This window comes from Mesorhizobium sp. B2-6-2, from assembly GCF_006440615.1.
In the GTDB taxonomy this organism is placed as follows: Bacteria; Pseudomonadota; Alphaproteobacteria; order Rhizobiales; family Rhizobiaceae; genus Mesorhizobium.
In genome coordinates this window covers 244,280-260,156 of the sequence record NZ_VFUG01000004.1, presented here as the reverse complement: position 1 = coordinate 260,156, position 15,877 = coordinate 244,280, and the positions used below count along the sequence as shown (strand labels likewise).

The 15,877-nt window shown below is 60.6% G+C and carries 14 protein-coding genes; 11 read left to right on the top strand and 3 right to left on the bottom strand.

The window, feature by feature from the left end; all coding sequences use genetic code 11:
- Positions 1 to 161 precede the first annotated feature (161 nt).
- The 4 genes from FJ419_RS11720 to FJ419_RS11705 all read left to right on the top strand — a co-directional run bounded on the left by FJ419_RS11720 (position 162) and on the right by FJ419_RS11705 (position 4,322).
- On the top strand, positions 162 to 1,037 hold the full coding sequence (locus FJ419_RS11720) for a MurR/RpiR family transcriptional regulator (RefSeq protein WP_246677882.1): 876 nt from the start codon (positions 162 to 164) through the stop codon (positions 1,035 to 1,037).
- Between the two features lie 384 nt (positions 1,038 to 1,421).
- The gene (locus tag FJ419_RS11715; protein ID WP_140691793.1) at positions 1,422 to 2,363 is read left to right on the top strand and encodes a sugar ABC transporter substrate-binding protein; all 942 of its coding nucleotides are present in this window, start codon (positions 1,422 to 1,424) and stop codon (positions 2,361 to 2,363) included.
- A 109-nt stretch (positions 2,364 to 2,472) separates the two neighbouring features.
- Positions 2,473 to 3,549, top strand: coding sequence for an ABC transporter permease (locus FJ419_RS11710; protein WP_140691777.1), 1,077 nt, complete (start codon positions 2,473 to 2,475; stop codon positions 3,547 to 3,549).
- 2 nt (positions 3,550 to 3,551) lie between these two features.
- Entirely contained in the window at positions 3,552 to 4,322 is a 771-nt protein-coding gene (locus FJ419_RS11705; RefSeq protein WP_140543283.1) for an ATP-binding cassette domain-containing protein, read from the top strand.
- 181 nt (positions 4,323 to 4,503) lie between these two features.
- On the opposite strand, the gene FJ419_RS11700 is transcribed toward FJ419_RS11705, so the two are convergent.
- Together FJ419_RS11700 and iolE are read right to left on the bottom strand one after the other, a co-directional pair.
- Entirely contained in the window at positions 4,504 to 5,334 is an 831-nt protein-coding gene (locus FJ419_RS11700) for an alpha/beta hydrolase (RefSeq protein WP_140691762.1), read from the bottom strand.
- 710 nt (positions 5,335 to 6,044) lie between these two features.
- Entirely contained in the window at positions 6,045 to 6,944 is a 900-nt protein-coding gene (gene iolE, locus FJ419_RS11695) for a myo-inosose-2 dehydratase (RefSeq protein ID WP_140691759.1), read from the bottom strand.
- 281 nt (positions 6,945 to 7,225) lie between these two features.
- Between iolE and FJ419_RS11690 the strand changes: the two genes are divergently transcribed.
- The 6 genes from FJ419_RS11690 (at position 7,226) to FJ419_RS11665 (ending at position 13,483) form a co-directional block, all read left to right on the top strand.
- Positions 7,226 to 8,662 (top strand): NAD-dependent succinate-semialdehyde dehydrogenase, encoded by a 1,437-nt coding sequence (locus tag FJ419_RS11690; protein ID WP_140691752.1) that lies wholly within the window; start codon positions 7,226 to 7,228, stop codon positions 8,660 to 8,662.
- Positions 8,663 to 8,672: 10 nt separating this feature from the next.
- Positions 8,673 to 9,488, top strand: coding sequence for an aldolase/citrate lyase family protein (locus FJ419_RS11685; protein WP_140691737.1), 816 nt, complete (start codon positions 8,673 to 8,675; stop codon positions 9,486 to 9,488).
- Positions 9,488 to 10,453, top strand: a complete 966-nt coding sequence (locus FJ419_RS11680) for a hydroxyacid dehydrogenase (protein WP_140691728.1) — start codon at positions 9,488 to 9,490, stop codon at positions 10,451 to 10,453. Before FJ419_RS11685 ends, FJ419_RS11680 begins: the two co-directional genes overlap by 1 nt.
- Positions 10,443 to 11,567: a Gfo/Idh/MocA family oxidoreductase gene (locus tag FJ419_RS11675; RefSeq protein ID WP_140691724.1), complete on the top strand. Its 1,125-nt coding sequence runs from the start codon at positions 10,443 to 10,445 to the stop codon at positions 11,565 to 11,567. The genes FJ419_RS11680 and FJ419_RS11675 overlap by 11 nt, the downstream gene beginning before the upstream one ends.
- A gap of 223 nt (positions 11,568 to 11,790) precedes the next feature.
- Positions 11,791 to 12,180, top strand: a complete 390-nt coding sequence (locus tag FJ419_RS11670) for a tautomerase family protein (protein WP_140658997.1) — start codon at positions 11,791 to 11,793, stop codon at positions 12,178 to 12,180.
- Between the two features lie 139 nt (positions 12,181 to 12,319).
- Entirely contained in the window at positions 12,320 to 13,483 is a 1,164-nt protein-coding gene (locus FJ419_RS11665) for a substrate-binding domain-containing protein (RefSeq protein ID WP_140691718.1), read from the top strand.
- A gap of 74 nt (positions 13,484 to 13,557) precedes the next feature.
- Here FJ419_RS11665 and FJ419_RS11660 read toward each other — a convergent pair whose 3' ends face one another.
- Positions 13,558 to 14,376 (bottom strand): SDR family oxidoreductase, encoded by an 819-nt coding sequence (locus tag FJ419_RS11660; RefSeq protein WP_140691715.1) that lies wholly within the window; start codon positions 14,374 to 14,376, stop codon positions 13,558 to 13,560.
- 149 nt (positions 14,377 to 14,525) lie between these two features.
- Here FJ419_RS11660 and iolG point away from each other — a divergent pair, with 149 nt between their 5' ends.
- A complete protein-coding gene (gene iolG, locus FJ419_RS11655; RefSeq protein WP_140691712.1) occupies positions 14,526 to 15,536 on the top strand; it encodes an inositol 2-dehydrogenase in 1,011 nt (336 codons plus the stop codon).
- The last annotated feature ends 341 nt before the right edge of the window (positions 15,537 to 15,877 follow it).

The window sequence follows — 15,877 nt, the reverse complement described above, 5'->3', positions numbered from 1 at the left end:
ATGACGAATTTCAATTCGTATTGCAGAATTTACTTCTTTGCAAGTGTCATTGCAGAAGAAGCGGCGCAAACTCGGTCCGTCGGTTTCCGAGGTGGAATTCTCCGCTGGCAAACCAAGCGCAAACAAGCCATCATGCAACGAAAATTGCAAGGATGTCGACCGTGGAAGAGAAAGTCAAAGCCCCAAAGGACTACGAGGAACTCATCCGCGTGATCCATGATCGGTATGAGCAAATGAGCAAATCATACCAGAAGATAGCCTTGTATCTCACGCAGAACCCGAATGATGTCGCGGTGCGATCCGTGAACGCGATCGCGGAAAGCAGTGGCGTTCATGCATCGAGCTTCGTGCGGTTTGGCCAGGCACTGGGGTATGAGGGGTTCAAGGATCTTCAAACCCTTTTTCAGAAGCGATTGTCCACCGCGGCGCCCGGCTTTGAAGCGCGCGTGAAGGCGCTGGAGACGGAACTTGGGGCGCGAACCGACCGCAGCGAGTTCGGTCTCATGCGCGATCTGGTCGTTCGTGACATCGCCTCGCTGCAGGAGATGCTCACGGCCATCCCGCCGGAAGATTTGGCCGAAGCCGTCAACTTGCTGGAGAAAGCCGACGTCATCTATCTGATCGGGCAATTGCGCTCGGCGCCAGTGGTCGAACTCCTGCGGTACATACTGACGATGCTGGGCAAGCGATGCACATTGCTGGACCCTGGCGGCGGGCTCGCCACGCATATGGCTCGCGTGATCCGCCCACAGGATGTGCTTTTCGCGGTATCGTTCCGCTTCTATGCAAACGAGGTCGTGAATGTCGTGGAAGAGGTTGCCAGCAGGGGCGTCCCCATCGTGGCGATTTCGGACAGCACCTTGTCGCCGCTGGCGAAGAGCGCACGCGTGCTTTTTGCGGTGCCCGAGCACGAATACACTTTCTCAAGATCGCTTGCGGCCCCGATGTGCCTTGCGCAGGCGCTAACCGTAGCGCTGGCAGCGCGCTTGCAGAACAACGGAATTGACCCGCGCATCCCGATAGTGACGGGGCAATAGCGCTCCGACTTCGCAGGTTGGCTTCCAGTTGTCGTTCTTCCTCTCCACTGTGGCGGGGATACAGGCGACGGCGGCGTGATTTGACCCGGTCAGGCAGACCTGCGGTTTGCATTCGCAATGAATTATGCAATTCGGGACTGTTCATTAAAAAATTGAAGGCGAATTGACTCATCGACAGTTGCAGAATATCGATGCTCTGCAATTATCGTTGCGGATCGATTTGGGAAAGCCGCTGCTTCAGTGCGGGGCAATCCCTTTCATTTGCCATTCCAACGTCGGAATGGGCGCGTCAGGAACCGGAACGAGAGGCGGAGAGATTCCCCGGGCAAACCGGGGATTCCGGTTCAAATGGGTGCAGCCGGACACCAAGTGGAGGAGAATAAAATGAAGAAACTGCTTTTGGGCGTCGCGCTTTCGGCGCTGATGTGCTCATCCGCCTTCGCCGCCAAGATCGGCGTTTCGATGGCCAAGTTCGACGACAACTTCCTGACCGTGCTGCGCAACGGCATGATCGCCCAGGCCAAGGGCATGAGCGGTGTCGAATTGCAGGTCGAGGATGCGCAGAACGACGTGGCCAAGCAGCTCGACCAGATCAAGAACTTCGCCGCCTCGGGCGTCGACGCCATCATCGTCAATCCGGTCGACACCTCGGCCACCCAGGCAATGTCGGACGCGGCCGCCGCGGCCAAGATCCCGCTGGTCTATGTCAACCGCCAGCCGGTCAATGTCGACCAGTTGCCGGACAACCAGGCTTTCGTCGCGTCGAACGAGGCAGAATCCGGCACGCTCGAGACCAAGGAAGCCTGCCGCCTGTTCAAGGAAGCCGGCAAGAAGGAAGCCAATGTCTATGTGATCATGGGCGAGCTCTCGAACCAGGCCGCGGTGCAGCGCACCAAGGACATCGAGGAAGTCATTGCCACGCCGGACTGCAACTTCATCAAGATCATCGACAAGCAGACCTCGAACTGGCAGCGCGACGAAGCGCAGAACCTGATGACCAACTGGCTGTCGTCGGGCAAGCCGTTCGATGGCGTCATCGCCAACAACGATGAAAGCGCCATCGGCGCCATCCAGGCGATGAAGGCCGCCAATATCGACATGAAGTCGGTGGTCGTCGGCGGCGTCGACGCCACGCAGGACGCGTTGGCCGCGATGCAGGCGGGCGATCTCGACGTGACGGTCTTCCAGGACGCTGCCGGCCAGGGCGCCGGCGCGCTCGACGCGGCGCTGAAGCTCGCCAAGGGCGAAAAGGTGGAACACAAGGTCTATATCCCGTTCCAGCTCGTGACGCCGGCGAACATCGACAAGTTCTTGAAGAAGAACTGAGGCGCCTCGATACGGGGCGGCGCGTCCAATCGGAACGAACGCGCCGCTCCGCCTTTCCTCCCGTCCGCGCGGGAGGCCGGACAAGTGCGCCCCGACGGAGGAAAAAGACGTGTCACAGACATCGCATGGCATTGGCGGGCTGAGCTACGACGCCAAGAAGCGTCCATGGCCGGCCGAGTTCAACGTGTTCCTAGCGCTGGTCATCCTCGTCGTCGCCTTCGAGCTGATCGGCCGCGTCTTTCTCGGCGACAGCTTCCTGTTCAACACGCGCGAGAACGTGTCGGGCCTCTTCAACGAGCAGCGCCTGCAGATCATCATCCTGCAGGTCTCGATCGTCGGCATCATCGCCATCGGCGTCACCCAGGTCATCATCTGCGGCGGCATTGACCTGTCCTCGGGCTCGATCGTCGGCGCCACCGCCATGATCGCCATGAGCTTCGCGCAGGTTGCGACCGTCAACGGCAATCCCAATCCCAAGGCGATGTTCATCGACTATGGCTGGACCGACCTGCCGGTCATCGTGCCGGTGCTGGTCGCGATCGGCTGCGGCCTGATCGCGGGCCTGATCAACGGCCTGTTGATCGCCTATACCCGCATTCCGGCGTTCATCGCCACGCTCGGCATGATGGTCACCGCCCGCGGCATCGCCAAATGGTGGTCGAAGGGCCAGCCGATCTCGTTCCCGACCGACAGCTTCGCGGCCATCGGCAAGGGCCTGATGCCTGTCGTCATCTTCATCTCGCTGGCGCTCCTGTTCCAGCTTATCCTGAGCTATACGAAATACGGCAAGCATTGCTACGCCATCGGCTCCAACGAGGATGCCGCGCGCATGTCGGGCATCAAGATCGCCAACCACAAGGTGCTGGTCTACGCCATCGCCGGCATCCTCGCCTCGCTTGCCGCCGTGGTGCTCTGCTCCAAGAACCTCACCGCCCAGGCCGGCATGGGCGTCATGTACGAGCTCGACGCCATCGCCATGGCGGTCATCGGCGGCGTTTCGCTGTCGGGCGGCCGCGGCTCCATCATCGGCACCGTCATCGGCTCGCTGATCTTCGGCGTCATCATTTCCGGCTTCACCTTCCTGCGCCTCGACGCCTACTATCAGGAGATGGTCAAGGGCGTGATCATCGTTGGCGCGGTCGTTCTCGATCAATGGCGCCAGCGCCGCCGCGCGATAGGAGCTTGACCATGTCCGACATCGTTCTGAAGACCGAAAACCTGACCAAGCACTATGGCGGCGTGCACGCGTTGCAGGAGGCGAATTTCGAGCTGCGCAAGGGCGAGCATGTCGCCATCATGGGCGACAACGGCGCCGGCAAATCAACCTTCGTGCGCCAGATCACCGGCGTCGAGCAGCGCACCGACGGCAAGATCTGGTTCGACGGCAAGGAAGTGAACTTCGCCGGCCCGATCGAGGCGCGCGAGGCGGGCATCGAGACCGTGTTCCAGAACCTTGCGCTGGCCGACGATCTCGACGTGCCGTCGAACCTGTTCCTCGGCCGCGAGAAGGTGCTCTTCAACCTCGGGCCGTTCTCGATCCTCGACCGCAAGGCGATGCGCAAGGCGACCGAGGCGGCGCTGATCCGCACGGCGGTGAAGATCCCCAACCTCTCCAGCACCATCCGCCATATGTCCGGCGGCCAGCGCCAGTGCGTCGCGATTGCCAGGACCGCGACCTTCGCCTCCAAGCTGATCATCATGGACGAGCCGACGGCGGCGCTTGGCGTGCAGGAAACCGCGCAGGTCGAAAACATCATCCGTACGCTGAAGGAAAACGGCGAGCCACTGATCCTAGTCAGCCACAACATGCGCCAGGTGTTCGATCTGGTCGACCGCATCGTCGTCTTCCGCCGCGGCAAGATCGTCGCCAATCTGCGCAAGCAGGACACCGACGGCAACGACATCGTCGCCTACATCACCGGCGCCAAGACCGGCCAGGCGGAACTGCAGGCCGCGTGAGGATGGAAAGACGTCTATCACTAGTGGATAAAGTCAGACGCTTGATACCCTGCTAAATGCCTGCTTTCGACCCGTTACCGGGCGTTCGCCAGCCGGCCTTAAATGAGACGCAACCAGCGCGAAGCGGACGTTGAAGAGAGCGAGGGAAAGTTGCTGTCCAACCCGAGATTCGATCCCTTCATCAGTCTTCGGCTCGGCGTGATAAGAATGCGTTCAGCCGCCCCAGCATCAGTTCCGGAGCTTCAAGCTGAGGCAGATGGCCGACGCCCGGCAGTGTTTCGAACGATGCCTGCGGGATCAGCGCATGAAGCGCTTTGCCTCGCTCCAGCGGAATCCATGGATCGTCCTCGCCCCAGATGATCTCTACCCGACAGCGAATATCCCCGAACATTGGTTCGACTTCTGCGGTGTACTTTTCGTCGGCTTGCGCAAATTGCCGATAGAAGCTTTGTCGCCCGTCTTCGCAAAGCCACGGCTCGACAAGCTTTTCGAAGTCCCTGGAAGTGATCTTGTTCACCATCGCGCCCTTGATGTAGGCCTCCACGACCGCTCTGTGGATATGCGGAGGTAGGCCCAGAAAGGCATCCACGTGGCGACCGAGGTGATCAAAGAACTCCGACCCCCAGGGGCGCATCGCGACGACATTCATCAGGACATATCGATCGAATTCACAGCCATGCAGCAAATGTGCCCGCAGCGTCGTCGCCCCACCCATGTCATGCGCAACGACTATTGGTCGCACGAGCCCCCAATGAGAAAGCATCTCGGCGAAGATGTTTCCCTGCACATCGAGCGACGTGCGCTGCTCCGCGTTTTTGTCGGATCGGCCGTATCCAGGCATGTCGTACCAGTGAACACGATACCGGCTTGCAAGGTCCGGAATAATCCGGTGCCATGAAAACGAAGACCACGGCCAGCCGTGGGCCAGCACGAGTGCAGGACCGCTACCAAGTCGACCCGTTGCGACTGTGCCCGCAGATGTTTGCACGTTCTCATCGAGTTTCCACGACATCCAATATTCTTCCCTGGATTTTCCGGACAGCAAGGTCCTTACGAACTGGTGCCAACCTTATAGTTGGAGACCGCTGGCCTCAAATCTCGATGCTGCCCGCTCCAAAGCGGATCAGACACTTGGCTACCGAAACGACCCCTTCATGGCGCTCCTTGCTCGTTCTGATCGGTGGGGCGGACGGCAGAAAACCACCCTTAGGAGACCTAACGGGTGGGTACCAAGCGTCTGAATTTATCCGCTGGGTCGACCGTAATGGAAATCACAAGGTCCAGATATTCTCGGGTGTGAATATATCGAATGGGAGAACTTTGGTCTGGTTGCCGGCCCGCGGGCCCCCCGTGCTGCTTGGATCATGCAAGCTTCCTCGGCAAGACGGTCTAGGGAGATTGCCATTGTCAAACGGCCATCCACAAGGCCAACTCGGGTAACGTCCATAAATTCGCAGCCACCTGTTCCGCCGCGACTAGGTAATGCCGCAAGAACCCGGTTATGCCTCTCCCGGTGACGTACAACCGGTCATCTTGCCTTTTTGATCCACGCCGGTCTCGCGCGGGATGGTCTCGGCCATCGCCCGGCCCTTTGGCTTGTTTCGTGCCAGCGTGATGAGGTCCCTGCCGTTGGCATCGGCCAGACGGGGTGAGATGGCGGCGCCCAGACCTGGGGGTAGAACCGGTAACACCACAAATCTTTCCGTCCATCCTGTTTGTGGGTCAGCCCTCGACGGTATAACCCGCCAATGCCATGACGCGCAGGAGCTCACGATGGCCGATCTTGGCCATTTCCAGCGGCGGGTTCTTGATCGGGTCCTGCTCCGCCTCGACTACGAACCAGCCTTCATAGCCGTGGGCGGCAAGCCGCTTGACGATGGTCTCGAAGTCGAGCGAACCATCGCCGGGCACAGTGAAGGCGCCTTTGACCACCGCGTCGAGGAAGCTTTCGCGGGAGCGATCCAACCCGTCGATGACGGGCTGGCGCACATCCTTGGTATGAACGTGGCTGATGCGGCGGTGATGATTATCAATGACGCGCAGCACGTCGCCGCCGGCAAAGGCCATGTGGCCGGCATCGTAGAGGAGGGGTAGCGCCTCACCAGAGTGCTTCATCAACAGGTCCACGTCCTGCTCGGATTCGATCGGTGCGGCCATGTGGTGATGGTAGGCGATCGGCATGCCCTGGTCAGCGCACCATTCGGCGAAAGCGGTCATCTTCCGGCCGTATGCCTTGATCTCCCCTTCGCTCAGGCGACGACGGGTGATGAGCGGCGCCGAACGGTCGCCCTGGATCGTGCCCGCGGTCTCGCCATAGACGATGCAGGGTGCGCCCACGGCTTTGAACAGCGTCATCTGTTCGGCAATGCGGTCCTTCTCGCGGGCGATATCGCCATCGAGCAGCAGGCCCGAGAACCAGCCGCCGCAGACCTTCATGCCATAGGTGTCGAGGATCGGTCCGAGAATGCCGGCATCCATCGGGAAGCGGCGTCCGGTTTCCATGCCGGAAAAGCCAGCCTCCCGCGCTTCTGCGAGGCATCCCTCGAGCGAAATGTCGCCACTCAGTTCGGCAAGATCGTCGTTCCACCACGCGATCGGTGCGATGCCAAGCCTGGCTTTCATGATCTGATTTCTCCTTCCATCCACGACCCAAAACGGCTGCGTCGGGATCTACTATGAAATGTCTATTGACAAATCAATAGATGCTGCAATGATTATTGCAATACGGTTTTAGGGAGGACTGCGCCAACTCGCGCAGGGCACGCGATCCACCGGCCACGCCCAGGATTAGCGCCGCCGGAGGCTGCTCCGAAGGGAGTGAAACGCTCATCCCGCAATGCCGGAATCTTGTGATCGCCCCGCTGTCTGCGTGGCGTGTCTCGTGCTGTTTTCAGGATGCTCAGATGTATGGCGATTACGGACTTTTCATCGACGGAGCCTGGCATTCAACGGGCGGAGGAGGCTTCACGCCAGTATTCAGTCCGGTCACCGAAAGGGCGCTCGGCGAGGTAGCTTGCGCGAATGGGGAGGACACTCGCGACGCACTCGAAAGTGCCCAACGGGGGTTTCGTTCATGGAAAGCCAAATCCGCCTTCGAGCGGGCTGATGCCCTGCATCGGATTGCCGACGAAATGCTGCGCCGCAAGGATGAAGGGGCGCGGATGATCTCGAGCGAGACCGGCAAGCCGCTGGCCCAGTCGGAGCGGGAATGGGCTCTCTCGGTCGATCAATTCCGCTGGCATGCCGAGGAGGCGCGTCGCATCTACGGGCGTGTCATCGAGAGCCGTGTGCCGGGCGGACGTTTCGAGGTCCTGCATGAGCCTCTCGGCGTCGCCGCGGCCTTCACGGCCTGGAATTTCCCCGCAGCGTTGGTGGCCCGCAAGGTCGCGCCGGCGCTGGCCGCCGGCTGCTCGATCGTGGTGCGTCCTTCGAGCCAGACCCCGGGCACGGCCATGGTCATCGTCGACTGCATGCGAGCGGGCAACCTGCCTGCGGGCGCAGTCAGCCTGCTGGTCGGCCCCACGGAAGCCACCTACACGCCGATCATGGCGTCGAAAGTAGTCCGGAAAGTATCCCTGACCGGCTCAACGCGGGTCGGTCAGCAGATGATCCGGGATGCCGCCGATACGGTCAAGAAGGTCTCGATGGAACTGGGTGGGAACGCGCCGCTGATCGTCTTTGACGATGCCGATCTCGAGACCGCGCTCGGTGTGGCGGTGCCGACCAAATATGCCAATGCCGGCCAGGTCTGCGTCACGCCCGACCGCTTCTTCATCCATGAAAGCCTGCATGACAAATTCGTCGAGGGCTTCGTCTCCCGTGCCAAGTCGCTGAAGCTCGGCGATGGTCTCGACCCCTCGGTGCAGATGGGACCGCTGATCAACGGCAAGCGGCTCTCCGACATCGAGGCCGTGGTCGCGGAGGCTGAACGGCAAGGGGCCACGATCGCCGCTGGCGGCCGCCGTGCGGCGGCCTTCAATGCCGGGCATTTCTTCGAGCCCACGGTGCTGACCAACGTCAGCGACGACATGGCGGTCTTCGCCGAGGAAAATTTCGGGCCGGTGGCGGCGATCACCTCGTTCTCCAGCGACGACGAGGCGCTGCAACGCGCCAACACCTCCGACATGGGGCTTTCGGCCTACGCGTTCACACAAAGCCCGAAGCGCGCACGTCGGGCGGTTGCCGAGCTGAAGGCTGGAATGGTCGGCATCAATAGCTTCGCGCTTGCAGCCTCGGAGGCGCCCTTCGGCGGCACCAATTTTTCGGGCATGGGCAGGGAAGGGGGCATCGAGTCGATCAAGGACTACCTCGACACCAAGCTTGCCCAGGTCGTTTTCTAAAGGCTGCGCCATGATCCCCAATACCCTCAAGAGGCTCTGGGCCGATGGCCGTCCGACCATCAATGGTTGGCTCTCCATAGGCAACTCGTTCACCGCCGAGATCATGGCCGCACAAGGCTATGACAGCATCGGCATCGACCTACAGCACGGTGCGCTCGACTACAACGCCATGCTGCCCATGCTGCAGGTCATGCGCGCCTCGGGCGTAACCCCGCTGGTGCGCGTCCCCTGGCTCGAGCCGGGCATCATCATGAAGGCGCTGGACGCCGGCGCCTACGGGATCATCTGCCCGATGATCAACACCGCGGAGGAAGCCGCACGATTTGTCTCCTGTGTGCGCTATCCGCCCGCGGGTCAGCGCTCCTTCGGGCCAACCCGCGCCAATTTCGCGGTCGGCGCCAACTATGCGGCGGAAGCCAATGGCGAAATCCTCGCCTTCGCGATGGTTGAGACTGCCGACGCGATGGCTAATCTCGATGCGATCGCGGCCACGCCAGGGCTCGACGGCATCTATGTCGGGCCGGCCGATCTGACATTTAGCCTGCACGGCGGTCGCCTGCCTCCGGCCTTCGATCGCGAAGAGCCGGAAATGATCGAGGCGCTGCAAACGATTGTAAAGGCCTGCCGCAGCCACGGCATTCGTGCCGCGCTGCATTGCGGCACGCCGGAATATGCCGGGCGCGCTGTGGCATGGGGCTTCGACATGACCACCGTCTCCAACGACGTGCGCCTGCTCGCCGGCGCGGCCGACGCCGCCGTGAAGCGGTTCCGGGCGCAGACGGCCGGAGCGCCCGCCAAGGGCGCCGACGCCAAGGGAGGCTATTGATGCCGCACGTCCTTGTCGCCGGCAAACTGCATCCGAGCGGCATCGCCTTGCTCGATCGGGCTCCAGGAGTAACCTACGACTATGTCGAGGAGGTTTCCGAGCCAAGCTATTCCTCACTCGTCGGCAAGGCCGATGGTTTGGTCATTCGCACCCAACCGCTATCCGCTCCGACCGTCGACAAGGCACGCAACCTCCGTATCGTCTCGCGGCATGGCGTCGGCTACGACTCCGTCGACCTGCCGGCGCTCAACAAGCGCGGTATCGCGCTGGCCGTCGTCGGCGATGTCAACTCGGTCTCCGTGGCCGAGCACGCCATGATGCTGCTGCTGGCCGCCGGCAAGCGCACCCTGCGCGCCGATCGCGCCGTTCGCGAAAAAGGCTGGAACTGGCGCAACAAGCTCGAGGCGTCGGAACTAGCGGGCAAGCGGCTGCTCATCCTGGGCTACGGCCGGATCGGTCGGCATCTAGCCCGTATGGCCGCCGGCTTTTCCATGGAGGTCGAAGCCTACGATCCGTTTCTCGAGAAAATTGGCTGGCCGGATGGCCAGGTGAGGCCGGCCCGCGACCTCGATGCTGCACTGGGCCGTGCCGACGCAATTTCTGTGCACGCGCCCAAGGGCGAGATGCCGTTGATCGGTGCCCGTGAATTCGGGCTCATCAAGCGCGGCGCCGTCCTGATCAACACCGCCCGTGGCGGCGTGGTCGACGAGCCTGCTCTGATTGAGGCGCTGCGAACCGGCACGGTTGCGGCCGCGGGCCTCGATGTTTTCGACCAGGAGCCGCCAACGTCGGACAACCCGCTGCTGGCCATGGATCAGGTCATCCTCACGCCGCACATCGCCGGTCTTACAGCTGAATGCGGGGAACGCATGGCGGTGTCGTCGGTCAGGAACGTCCTCGATTTCTTCGAAGGCAAGATCGACCCTGCGCTCGTCGTCAATGGACCCGAAATCAATGGGAAATGAGAAACCCAAGCTGCGGGTCGGGCTGATCGGGACCGGCTTCATGGGCAAGACCCATTCGTTTGGGTTCGCCGCAGCGGAACGTGTTTTCGATCTGCCATTCGAGCTCGAGCTTCATACCCTCGCCGACCGTACCGAAGAACTTGCCGGCGCGGCTGCGCGCACGCTCGGCTTCAAAAACGCCACCGGCGATTGGCGCCGACTTGTCGGCGATCCGGATATCGATCTCGTCGACATCACCGCGCCAAACGCGTTCCACCACGAGATGGCGCTGGCCGCTATTGCCGCCGGCAAGCATGTCTATTGCGAGAAGCCGCTTGCGCCGCGCGCTGCAGAGGCCGCCGACATGGCAAACGCTGCCGTGTCTGCCGGCGTAAGCACGCAGGTCGGGTTCAACTATCTGTGCAATCCCATGATGGCGCTGGCCCGTGAGCTCATCGCGTCCGGCGAGCTTGGCGAAATCCGCAGCTATCGCGGGATTCACGCCGAAGACTACATGGGTGATGCGGAAGGTCCGTTCACCTTCCGCCTCGACCCGGTAGGTGGCGGTGCGCTGGCCGATCTCGGCAGTCATGCCTTGGCGACCGCCGAGTTCCTCCTCGGCCCGATCGAGCGCGTTCTTGGTGACGAGGTCACCGTCATCAACAGTCGTCCCGACGACAAGGGCGGCCGTACCACCGTGGAGGTCGATGACATCGGCCGGGCTTTTTTACGTTTCGCCAGCGGCGCCACCGGCAGCATCGAGGCGAGTTGGGTGGCGACCGGCCGCAAGATGCAGCACGATTTCGAGATTTACGGCTCAAAAGGGGCGCTGACCTTCAGCCAGGAGCGCTTCAACGAACTGCAATTCTACACCACTGCGGAAGCCGGTCGTGTTCGCGGCTTCCGTCGCATTGAAGCCGGGCCCGATCATCCGCCGTATGGGTTGTTTTGCGTGGCCCCCGGTCATCAGCTTGGTTTCAACGATCTCAAGGCCATCGAGATCGCGCGATTTCTCGAAGCCATCGCGGGGCTCCGTCCCGAGCCATTCAGCTTCCGCTCGGGACAGCGCATCCAGCAACTGGTGGAAGGGATCCATACCTCGGCAACTGAGGGCCGCTGGGTCAGCACAGCTTGATGGCGACCTCGATGCAGCACTCCGGGGCGGTGGCTAAACCACCTTCGCTCGGCCGCGCTTGCCGTGTTTGGTAGGCAATGAATTCTGGGCTGTGGACGGAATGCTGGCAGGTCAAGCGGGTCGCGGCCCGTTCCCATGCCGGCCTGCCTGTAGCCTCGAAAAAGAAGGCGACGAGCGCGCGGCCATCAGCAGCATGTTCGATAAAACTTCGAAAGGAGAGACCATGCCCTTGCTCAATATTCATGTAGTCAAAGGCAGGAGCGAAGATCAAACAGCCACGCTGTTGCAGGCGATACATGACTCAATGGTCGAAGCTTTTGAGGTACCTGTGCGGGACCGTTATCAGATTCTGCACGAGCACGAGCCATCGCATTTGCTCATGGAGGATACCGATCTTGGCTTTGAGCGAACAGATAGCCGGGTCCTGATCCATGTGACGACTCGGCCAAGAAGTCAGCAAATGAAGGAGCGGTTTTACGCGTCGCTTCTCGAAAATCTTGGACAACGCTGCGGCGTTGCACCTGTGGACCTCATGGTCTCTTGTGTTGAGAATCGCGATGATGGTTGGAGTTTCGGATTCGGGCGCGCCCAATTCCTAACCGGGGACTTATAGGGCGCGCCGAACTTGGCCGCCGACAGATCACCTCATCCGAGCAACAGCCTAGGCCATAGTTAATGATCTCGTGCGCTTTCGCAAGGAATGTTGCGTAATCGCAAAGTTCCAGTATTGTCGTCACCGAAAAGGATCGACCATGCTGCTTTCGCGATCAAAGCCTCAATCTGCCAGCGAGCTGATGACCATTTTGAATTCGGCTCAGGACAATATGGGCAAGGGCGGGCGGCGCGTTGCGAATTTTTTCATCGCGAATCTTGGGGAAACTGCCCTTCTATCAAGTTCCGAAGTCGCAACTCGCTGCGGGGTGAACGCATCCAGCGTGGTGCGTTTTGTCCAAACCTTGGGTTTTTCGGGCTACCGCGAATTTCAATCGGTTCTGCAACAACATTTGTCCAAGTCGATGGTGGAAGCCAGGCATTCAGGTGCCGGCGGGATTTCGTTGCCCGAGATTTCAAAGCCGCTGCGTCTTTACCTTCTCGTCGATTCCGGACGATCGTTCAACGAGGCCGCGGAAGCCGCCGCGAAGAACTTCAGCGCGCAAAACCCGTCGATCGAAATTGAAACAGAGTCCCATGTCTCATACGCTGTCGAACCCGAGGACTTCGCGCGCCGGATTACGAGCGCCGCCGAAAGGTCCGATGGGATTATCCTGGTCGCCAGAGAGCATCCGGCGATCAACGATGCAGTAAGAGCGGCTACGGGACATGGCCTCCCGGTGATCTCCTTGACTACCGATCTTCCCTTGTCGGGAAGGTCAGCTTACGTCGGTTCGGACCAATATGTCTCGGGAGCTACGGCAGCCTGGCTTTGTGGGCGAATGCTTCCGCACGGGACAGTCGGGAAAGTCCTGTTTGTCTGCAGTGTGCCATTTCGCTGCCAGCAAGACCGCGAGCAGGGGTTCAGGCATGTCCTGCGATCCGAATTCTCCACCCTAGCCATTGATGAAAGGGTGAGCTCCAACGAGAGCATTGAGGTCATCTATGAGGCTGTCCGGCGATACATAGCAAAGAGCGGGCCTCCGGCGGCTATCTACAATGTTTCAGGCGCCAACCTGGGAGTTGGGCGCGCGCTTGAAGCTGAAGGTCTTACTCATTCGACCGTGTTTATCGGCCATGAGTTGAACACGAACTCGCGGTCGTTGCTCGAGCGGGGCATCATGGACGTGACGATCGGTCATGACTTCGACCGTGAAGTCGCGCTGTCCGTCGAGTGCATAAGGATGGCGCTGCAGGGGGTTCAGCCTGTCAATCGCATAACCCAAAGCCAGGTCTTCACCCGTTTCAATTGCGCTATCTTCTGATTGGCTGAACCATTCTGCGTTAGGGGATCAATTGGCAACTGAAACGGTTCTGCGCTTCAGTCGCCGTCGGCCCTCTAGATCGTCAGCTTCGAGACGGGGGTCGGAGGTGCGAAGGGGTAGGCACCCCAGACTGACTGGTCGAAATTGATTACAGAGCCAGTCATCATCCCGGCATCTTCCGAAGCCAAAAATGTGACCGCCTTGGCCACTTCCGCGGGAGCCAGGAGTCGCTCAAAAGGTTGTTCGGCCGCAGCCTTTTGGAGCCAGTTCGCGTCCGCGCCATGATACTCGCGCTGGATGCGGTCCTCGCCGTCGGAAGCCATCCAGCCGATATTCAGCTGATTGATCCGGATCTTGTTCCGCATCGTTGCAAACGCCGTATTGCGGGTAAGTGTGGCAAGAGCACCCTTGGAGGCGCAGTAGGACGCGATAAACGGCTGCCCGGCGAGCGCCGAGGTAGAGCCAATGTTGACGATCGCTCCTTCGATATTGTCTCGGACCATCCGCCGAATTGCCTCCTGCATCAAGAAGAAGGGAGCGCGCGTATTGATCGCGAACATCCGGTCGAAAAGCTCTTCGCTCGTGTTGAGGATGTCGCCCCGGTCCGTAAGGCCGGCGGCATTGACCAGGACATCGACGCGCCCAAAGGCCGTATCTGCGGCCTCAATCACCGTCCTGCAATCGGCCACGTTCGCCAAATCGGCCTGAACAAAGCGAACGACGCAGCCCGTTTTAGCTTCGATCGCTGCAGCGACGGCGCCGCCCTTATCGGCGTTGCGCCCGCAGGTGACAATTCCGGCCGCGCCCGCATCTGCGAAATGCATGGCGATCGCAGCACCCAATCCCTGCGTGCCGCCGGTCACAACCGCGAATTTCCCATCGACTCTGTTCATTCTTCAACGCTCCTCAGATATGCAATGAAATTTGCAGAAAAAATCATCGCGTAATTTGTATTGACATCCATGCGAAAATGCAAGATATTTTGCAGATGCACGCAAAGAATGGTGCTCGGCTCGCACGGCAGGCCGCAGGGAGGAAATCGATGTTGCGTATTGCCGTGCTCGGCTGTGGCCGAATTGGTCAAATGCATGCTGCCAATGTCGCGCGGCATCCCCGATCCAAGTTGGCGGCGGTATTTGATGTCAATTCAGAGGCGGCCGAAAAGGTAGCGGCGGCTCAAGGCGTTAAGGCCGCGGCCAGCGCAGAGGAGATTTTCGCGTCCGACACGGTGGACGCCGTTCTGATCGCCACCGCAACGCCCACCCATGCCGACTACATAGAAATGGCAGTCGCTGCGGGCAAAGCGGTTCTGTGCGAGAAGCCGATCGACCTTAGCCTCGCCCGCGTCGAGGCGTGCGCCGCCAATATCGGCGAAACCAAAATCCCGATCCAGCTGGGATTCAATCGTCGTTACGATCCCGGGCACAGTGCCGCGCGAACGGCGATGCTGGCTGGCGATATCGGCGAACTGCACCAGGTCATTATCACGTCCCGCGATCCCGCGTTGCCGCCGAGAGCCTATCTGGAGGCTGCGGGTGGGCTATTCCGCGATATGACGATCCATGACTTCGACTTGGCTCGCTTCATGCTCGGCGAAGAGCCGACCGAGGTCTTTGCGCTTGCCAATGCGCTCATCGATCCAGCTCTCGGGAAGGAACTCGACGAAGTCGACAGTGCGATGTTCATCCTGAGGACCGCGTCGGGCAAGCAATGTCACATCAACAATTCGCGCACCGCAGTCTACGGCTACGATCAGCGCGTTGAGCTGATTGGGAGCGCGGGCATGCTTCTTTCCGACAACCGCAAACCTCACGAATTGCGCCGCTTTAGCAGCACGGCCGCCGAGGCAAGCCAGCCGTACCAGTTCTTCTTTCTCGAGCGCTACCAGGAAGCCTTCATGGCGGAGATCGATGGGTTCGTGGACTGCGTGGAGAAGGGCGCCGTTCCGCTGGCTAGTTTCGAAGATGGACGCCGTGCGCTCATCCTGGCGGAAGCGGCTTACAAATCCATGAAAGAGCAACGTTTGGTGCGTGTCTCCGAAGTGGCTGCATAGAGCCTTCGGCGGCGGATCCGCAGGAGGATGAAAGATCCGCGCAGTGGGAGGAGTGGCGTTTGGTGAAGTATGGGCTCGCACGGATCGCCGTGTGGGGAAATGGCCGAGACCGACCCGCAATGGCGCCGGGCACCTTGGCTGTGCCTTCCTTGCGATCATGGTCGAACAAGAACCGCGACAGCGTGCCCTCACTCCCGACTTCTCCAGCAGGGCTCTTTCAGTGCGGCCAGGCAAGCACTGCAATTCTATTTGCGGGTGACGACATCGCGAACGGTGTCTCGTCGCAAGGTCGAACCTTTCTGTGGTGAGCACAGAAGGACTAAGCGGCGTCAAGCCGGGCT

Coding starts and splice junctions, on each gene's coding strand:
- FJ419_RS11715 (WP_140691793.1), top strand. CDS start 1,422: ATGAAGAAACTGCTTTTGGGCGTCGCGCTTTCGGCGCTGATGTGCTCA.
- FJ419_RS11665 (WP_140691718.1), top strand. CDS start 12,320: ATGCTGCTTTCGCGATCAAAGCCTCAATCTGCCAGCGAGCTGATGACC.
- FJ419_RS11670 (WP_140658997.1), top strand. CDS start 11,791: ATGCCCTTGCTCAATATTCATGTAGTCAAAGGCAGGAGCGAAGATCAA.
- FJ419_RS11700 (WP_140691762.1), bottom strand. CDS start 5,334: ATGTCGTGGAAACTCGATGAGAACGTGCAAACATCTGCGGGCACAGTC.
- FJ419_RS11705 (WP_140543283.1), top strand. CDS start 3,552: ATGTCCGACATCGTTCTGAAGACCGAAAACCTGACCAAGCACTATGGC.
- FJ419_RS11675 (WP_140691724.1), top strand. CDS start 10,443: ATGGGAAATGAGAAACCCAAGCTGCGGGTCGGGCTGATCGGGACCGGC.
- iolE (WP_140691759.1), bottom strand. CDS start 6,944: ATGAAAGCCAGGCTTGGCATCGCACCGATCGCGTGGTGGAACGACGAT.
- FJ419_RS11680 (WP_140691728.1), top strand. CDS start 9,488: ATGCCGCACGTCCTTGTCGCCGGCAAACTGCATCCGAGCGGCATCGCC.
- FJ419_RS11685 (WP_140691737.1), top strand. CDS start 8,673: ATGATCCCCAATACCCTCAAGAGGCTCTGGGCCGATGGCCGTCCGACC.
- iolG (WP_140691712.1), top strand. CDS start 14,526: ATGTTGCGTATTGCCGTGCTCGGCTGTGGCCGAATTGGTCAAATGCAT.
- FJ419_RS11660 (WP_140691715.1), bottom strand. CDS start 14,376: ATGAACAGAGTCGATGGGAAATTCGCGGTTGTGACCGGCGGCACGCAG.
- FJ419_RS11690 (WP_140691752.1), top strand. CDS start 7,226: ATGTATGGCGATTACGGACTTTTCATCGACGGAGCCTGGCATTCAACG.